This is a genomic window from Dietzia sp. B44, assembly GCF_014145245.1.
GTDB lineage: Bacteria > Actinomycetota > Actinomycetes > Mycobacteriales > Mycobacteriaceae > Dietzia > Dietzia natronolimnaea.
On the sequence record NZ_JAALEF010000051.1, the window covers coordinates 1 to 4,051 of the forward strand.

Below are 4,051 nucleotides of genomic sequence, written 5' to 3' on the forward strand. Positions count from 1 at the left end.
GGGACGCGGCCTTGGCGGCCCGCTCGCGTCGTTCGAGCCGGTCCTGACGTTCCTGGGAGCGGCGCTCGGCGCGGTTCGCCGGGACGCCCTCGTCGACGAGCTGGGCCTCCCCCGTCTCCGAGGGGCCCGAGAACTGCATCTGGTCGTCGGTGACGTCGCGACCGGTGCCCGCGGCCTGCAGGATCGGGTTGGCGCCCGCGAGGGACGCCGCCTGCGCCGCGGAGGGGGCGGCCAGAGTCTTCTGCTGGGGGCTGGCCTCGACCTTGACGTTGAACAGGAACGCGACGGTCTCCTCGCGCACCCCGTCCATCATGGCCGCGAACATGTCGTAGCCCTCACGCTGGTACTCGACCAGGGGGTCACGCTGGGCCATGGCCCGCAGCCCGATGCCCTCCTTGAGGTAGTCCATCTCGTAGAGGTGCTCGCGCCACTTGCGGTCCAGGACCTGGAGCATGATCGAGCGCTCCAGCTGGCGCATGGCACCCTCGCCGCCGATGCCCTCGATCTCGGACTCACGCTCGTCGTACCGGGCGAAGACGTCGTCGAGGATCGCGTCCTTGAGGTTCTTGGCCGACAGGTCACCCGCCGCCCCGTACTCGTCGCCGTCGATGATCGACTGCGCGGTGATCGAGACCGGGTACAGCTGCCCCAGGGCGTCCCACAGCTTGTCGAGGTCCCAGTCCTCGACATAGCCCTCGGCGGCGGCACCGTCGACGTAGGCGCTGACCACCTGGTAGATCATCGACTCGACCTGGTCGGTGATGTCCTCGCCCTCGAGGATCCGCTTGCGCTCACCGTAGATCACGGTGCGCTGCTGGTTCATCACCTCGTCGTACTTGAGGACGTCCTTGCGGATCTCGAAGTTCTGCGATTCGACCTGGGTCTGGGCGTTCTTCACGGCTCGCGAGACCATCCCGGCCTCGATCGGCACGTCGTCGGGCAGGCTCAACCGGTTCATGATCGCCTCGACGGCCGCACCGTTGAAACGGCGCATAAGCTCGTCACCCAGGGAGAGGTAGAACCGGGACTCGCCCGGGTCGCCCTGGCGTCCCGAACGCCCACGCAGCTGGTTGTCGATGCGCCGCGAGTCGTGGCGCTCGGTCCCCAGCACGTAGAGACCGCCGGCCTCGCGGACGCGCTCGGCCTCCTGCTTGCTGAGCGTGCGCATGCGCTCGATCTCGGCGTCCCACGCCTCCTCGTACTCCTCCGGGGTGTCCACGGGATTGAGCCCGCGCTCGCGGAGGTTGAGGTCGGCGATGATGTCCGGGTTGCCGCCGAGCACGATGTCGGTGCCACGGCCGGCCATGTTGGTCGCCACCGTGACCGCGCCCGGTCGACCGGCCTGCGCGATGATCTGGGCTTCCGAGGCGTGGAACTTGGCGTTGAGCACGTGGTGCTTGATGCCCTTGCGGGTGAGCAGCTTGGACAGGTGCTCACTGCGCTCGACGGACGCGGTGCCCACGAGGACCGGCTGCTTCTTCTCCACGCGCTCGGCGATGTCCTCCACGACCGCGGTGAACTTCGACTCCTCGGTCTTGTAGATCAGGTCGGCCTGGTCCTCGCGCGCCATCGGCCGGTTGGTCGGGATCGGCATGACCTCGAGCTTGTAGATCGAGTAGAGCTCGGCGGCCTCGGTCTCGGCCGTACCGGTCATCCCGGCCAGCTTCTCGTAGAGACGGAAGTAGTTCTGCAGCGTGATGGTGGCCAGGGTCTGGTTCTCGGCCTTGATCTCCACCCGCTCCTTGGCCTCGATGGCCTGGTGCATGCCCTCGTTGTAGCGGCGTCCGTCGAGCACGCGCCCCGTGAACTCGTCGACGATGATCACGTCGCCGTCGCGGACGATGTAGTCCTTGTCCTTGGTGAACAGCTCCTTGGCCTTGATGGAGTTGTTCAGGTAGCTCACCAGGGGTGAGTTGGCCGCCTCGTAGAGGTTGTCGATCCCGAGCTGGTCCTCCACGTACTCGACGCCCTGCTCGGTCACGCCGATCGTCCGCTTCTTGCGGTCGACCTCGTAGTGCGTGCCCTCCTCGAGCAGCGGGGCGATGCGGGCGAACTCCGCGTACCACTTGCTCGATCCGTCGGCCGGGCCCGAGATGATGAGCGGGGTCCGCGCCTCGTCGATCAGGATCGAGTCGACCTCGTCGACGATCGCGTAGTGGTGGCCCCGCTGGACCAGTTCCGCGGTGTCGTGCGCCATGTTGTCGCGCAGGTAGTCGAAGCCGAACTCGTTGTTGGTGCCGTAGGTGATGTCGGCGGAGTAGGACTCCCGGCGCTGCGCCGGGGTCATGCCGCCGAGGATCGCGCCCACGGACAGTCCGAGGAACCGGTGGACGCGGCCCATCCACTCCGCGTCGCGCTTGGCCAGGTAGTCGTTGACCGTGACCACGTGGACGCCCTGACCCGACAGGGCGTTGAGGTAGGCGGGCAGGACACAGGTCAGGGTCTTGCCCTCACCGGTCTTCATCTCCGCCACGGCCCCGGTGTGCAGGACGATGGCGCCGACGATCTGCACCTTGTACGGCCGCTGCCCGAGGACCCGGTAGGCGGCCTCGCGGGCCACCGCGAACGCCTCCGGGAGCAGGTCGTCCAGCGTCTCACCCTCAGCCAACCGGGCCTTGAACTCGTCGGTCTTGGCGCGGAGCTCGTCGTCGCTCAGCTTCTCCGTCTGGTCGGACAGAGTATCCACGTACTCGGCGAGAGCGCTGTACCGCTTGAGCTTTCGACCTTCGCCGGCTCGGAGCAGCTTGGAAAGGATGGACACAGTCTCGAACGTCCTCGTGGTCGGGTTGATCGGGAAATCTGGCTACCTGCGCGGGGGCCACGCGGGCCCTCGGTTCATCCTAGGTGCTGTCGGCCGCGGATACACGCCGAGGGCGGCCCGGTCCATGCGGACCGGACCGCCCCCGGGGCGTATGGGCTGCGACCGTCAGGCCTCGTCACTCAGCGTGATGAGTCCGTAGTCGAACGCGTGCCGCCGGTAGACGACGGTGGCGTTGCCGGACTCGGTGTCCCGGAAGAGGTAGAAGTCGTGTCCCACGAGTTCCATCTTCTCCAGGGCCTCGTCGACCGACATCGGGGTCCCGTCGTGCTCCTTGCGGCGCACGATCTGGCCGGGGAGCTGGTCGTCGACCCCGTCCGCGTACTCGTCCATGACATCCGCCGGTGCCGCCTCGGGCGCGAGCTCCGCGGTGGCCTCGGCGACGGACTGCGGTCGACGGTGCCCGGAGTGGCTGATCTTCCGGCGGGTGCGTGCCTTGCGCATCTGCCGCTCGAGCTTGGCGACCGCCGACTCCAGGGCGGCGTAGAAGGTGTCCTCCGCGGCCTCGGCGCGGGCGACACCCGGCTTGCCCTTGAGGGTGATCTCGATCCGCTGGCTGGCCTTGGCCAGGCGTGGGTTCTTCTCGTGCAGAAGGACCACGTCGAACCGGGTGATCGCGGGCGAGATCTTCTCGATCTTCGCGAGCTTGGTGTGGATCCGGGTCGCGAAGTGGTCGGGGACCTCGACGTTCCGGCCCTTGATGGTCACCTGCGCATCAGGGGCACCGGGGTCGTCGGTCGACGGACCGTCGAAGGTGGCGGGGTCGAGCAGGACTGCGGGGGTCTTCGCCATCGAAGCTCCTCCTCATCGGGCCTGCGGCGGGCCTCTGCGACCGACCCGGTTACCGCCCGGGACCCCGGTCGAGGGGCACACCCACATGGCTGAGTGGACACTCTCCGGACGGGGCGACCACCGGACAACTTCAGTGAAAGTGCTGGTGAACCCCGTCCGAACCCAACGATACCCGGTCGTCTGGGCAGTGGACCGTAGTCGCGGCAAGTCGTCCGGAACTCACCCACGGGCAGCCCCGGACCTCACGCGGCGGTGACCCCGAGCACCCCGTCGACCCGCAGCCCGCCCTCGCCCAGCACCCCCACACACGCGGCGGCGGTGGCCCCCGTGGTGACCACGTCGTCCACCAGCAGGACCGTCGCCGGGGTCCCGATCAACTCCTCGACCGTCGACGGGGCCCCGGGCGTGGCCAGGATCAGGGTGCCCCGCGGCCGCCGGCGG

2 protein-coding genes and 1 pseudogene are annotated in these 4,051 nt (G+C 68.4%); all 3 read right to left on the bottom strand.

The annotated features are described in order from the left end of the window. A partial coding sequence (secA, locus tag G6017_RS02170) for a preprotein translocase subunit SecA (protein WP_182615688.1) occupies window positions 1-2,755 on the bottom strand: 2,755 nt, incomplete at its 3' end. Window positions 2,756-2,926: 171 nt separating this feature from the next. Then, entirely contained in the window at window positions 2,927-3,610 is a 684-nt protein-coding gene (gene hpf / locus G6017_RS02175) for a ribosome hibernation-promoting factor, HPF/YfiA family (protein ID WP_182609975.1), read from the bottom strand. A gap of 242 nt (window positions 3,611-3,852) precedes the next feature. After that, a pseudogene (locus G6017_RS02180) lies at window positions 3,853-4,051 on the bottom strand (ComF family protein); the annotation flags it as partial.

Excerpts from the sequence above, each read along its gene's own strand:
- hpf (WP_182609975.1), bottom strand. The coding sequence starts at position 3,610 with ATGGCGAAGACCCCCGCAGTCCTGCTCGACCCCGCCACCTTCGACGGT.